1 protein-coding gene is annotated in these 2,413 nt (G+C 63.2%); it reads left to right on the forward strand.

All coding sequences use genetic code 11. The features are described 5' to 3' along the window. The coding region (locus LCU97_RS26430; RefSeq protein WP_232778203.1) for a condensation domain-containing protein at positions 1-2,413 on the forward strand (2,413 nt) is incomplete at both ends.

The raw sequence follows: 2,413 nt of genomic DNA on the forward strand, positions 1-2,413 counted from the left end.
CGACAAGCGTCTGGTCGCCTATTTCACCGAATCGGCAACAGCGGACATCGAAAGTCTGCGCAGCCATTTGCAAGCGCAACTGCCCGAATACATGGTGCCCGTGGCCTATGTACGCCTCGACGCACTGCCGCTGACCCCCAACGGCAAACTTGACCGTAAGGCGCTGCCAGCCCCGGATCAGGACTCGGTCATCAGCCGCGGATACGAAGCCCCTCAAGGCGAGATCGAAACCACCCTGGCGCAGATCTGGCAAGAGCTGCTGGGCCTGCCGCAGGTTGGTCGGCACGACCATTTCTTCGAACTGGGCGGCCACTCCTTGATGGCCGTCAGCTTGATCGAACGGATGCGTCAGGCAGGGCTGAGTGCCGACGTGCGCGTCTTGTTCGGGCAGCCAACCCTGTCGGCATTGGCCGCCGCAGTGGGTGCTCACTGTGAAATCCCGGTGCCGGCCAACGGCATTGCGCCTGATTGCACGCGCATCACGCCGGATATGTTGTCGTTGACGAGCCTGGATCAGGCTGCCATCGACCGCATCGTGGCGACGGTGCCGGGTGGTGCGCGCAATGTGCAGGAAATCTATCCGCTGGCCCCGCTCCAGGAAGGCATCCTTTACCACCACCTCTCGGCCGAGCAGGGCGATCCCTATCTCCTGCAGGCCCTGTTTGGCCTGCAAGACAGGCCGCGTGTCGATGATTTCATCAATGCCCTGCAAGGCGTCATCGACCGCCACGACATCTTGCGCACCGCCCTTGTCTGGGAAGGTCTGGACGAACCTCAGCAGGTGGTCTGGCGCGATGCGCCGCTGGTGCGGGAAGAACTCGTACTGGACCCGCAAGCCGGTGACATCGCCGAACAGCTGCAACAGCGTTTCGATGCCCGTCACTGCGGCCTGGACATGACCCAGGCACCGCTGATGCGGCTGGTTTTCGCTGAAGACAAACTCAACCAGCGTTGGGTCGCCCTGTTGCTGTTCCACCACATCGCGCTCGATCACACGGCGCTCAAAGTGGTGCAGCGCGAGATGCAGGCGCATTTGCTGGGGCAGGTCGAGCGACTGGAGGCGGCCGTCCCGTATCGTAACTATGTGGCTCAGGCCCGCCTGGGCGTGAGCCGTGAAGAACATGAAGCATTCTTCAGCGACATGCTCGGTGACGTTGAAGAGCCGTCGTTACCGTTCGGCCTGCAACAGGTGCAGGGAGACGGCAACGACATCGAAGAAGCCAGAGCGTTACTCGATCACGATCTGAGCCTGCGTCTGCGCCGTCTGGCGCGCCAATCCGGCGTGGGAGCGGCCAGCCTGCATCACTTGGCCTGGGCGCAGGTGTTGGCGTGTGTCTCGGGCAAGCGTGACGTAGTGTTCGGTACCGTACTGATGGGCCGGATGCAGGGCGGCCAGGGCGCCGACCGTGCACTGGGGATGTTCATCAATACCTTGCCCCTTCGAGTGAGCGTTGCCGATCAAGACGTGCGCAGTGGCGTTCAGACCGTTCATGGGCGACTTTCCGCGCTGCTGGGGCATGAACATGCCTCGTTGGCGCTGGCGCAGCGTTGCAGCAGGGTAAGTGCGCCGATGCCGCTGTTCAGCGCCTTGCTGAACTACCGTAACTCCACTGAACAGCTGGACGCGCAAGGTGAAGCGCCAACCTGGGAAGGCATCGAGACGCTGGGGGGCGAAGCCCGTACCAACTATCCATTGACGCTGTCGGTGGATGACCTGGGCGAAGGTTTCGCCTTGACTGTCTTGGCGACGAGTGGCGTCGGCGCGCAGCGGGTCTGCACCTATATGGAGCGGGCGCTGCTGAGCCTCGTCACGGCATTGGAATCCGACCCTGCCTTGTGCCTGCAAGACCTGGTGGTGCTGCCCCAGGCCGAACGCCAACAGGTGCTGAGCGAGTTCAACGCCAGCGCACGCAGCTATCCACGGGACAGGACCGTTCATGGTTTGTTCGAGGCCCAGGCACAGGCGAGTCCGCAAGCCCTTGCCGTCGTTCATGATGATCGAAGCCTGACGTACGGTGAGCTTAACGCCAGGGCCAACGGCCTGGCCCGTCGTCTGCTCGACCTCGGTGTACAGCCGGGCGACAGCGTGGCACTGGGGCTGGCCCGTTCGGTCGAGCTGCTGGTCAGCCAACTGGCCTTGCTCAAGTGTGCCGCGGTCTATGTACCGCTGGACATCGGCGCCCCGCTGGAGCGCCAGCAGTTCATGGTTGAAGACAGTGGTGCACGTTGGGTGCTGACGCTGACGGGCATGGAGATGCCCCACGGTGCGCTACGCGTTGACCTGGACACGTTGACGCTGGACGAATCGTCCGATAATCCGGGGCTGCCTCAGAGCGCCGAGTCGGTCGCCTACATCATGTACACCTCCGGTTCCACCGGTACGCCGAAGGGCGTGCTGGTGCCGCACCGGGCG

The sequence above is a fragment of the Pseudomonas uvaldensis genome (assembly GCF_021271205.1).
GTDB lineage: Bacteria > Pseudomonadota > Gammaproteobacteria > Pseudomonadales > Pseudomonadaceae > Aquipseudomonas > Aquipseudomonas uvaldensis.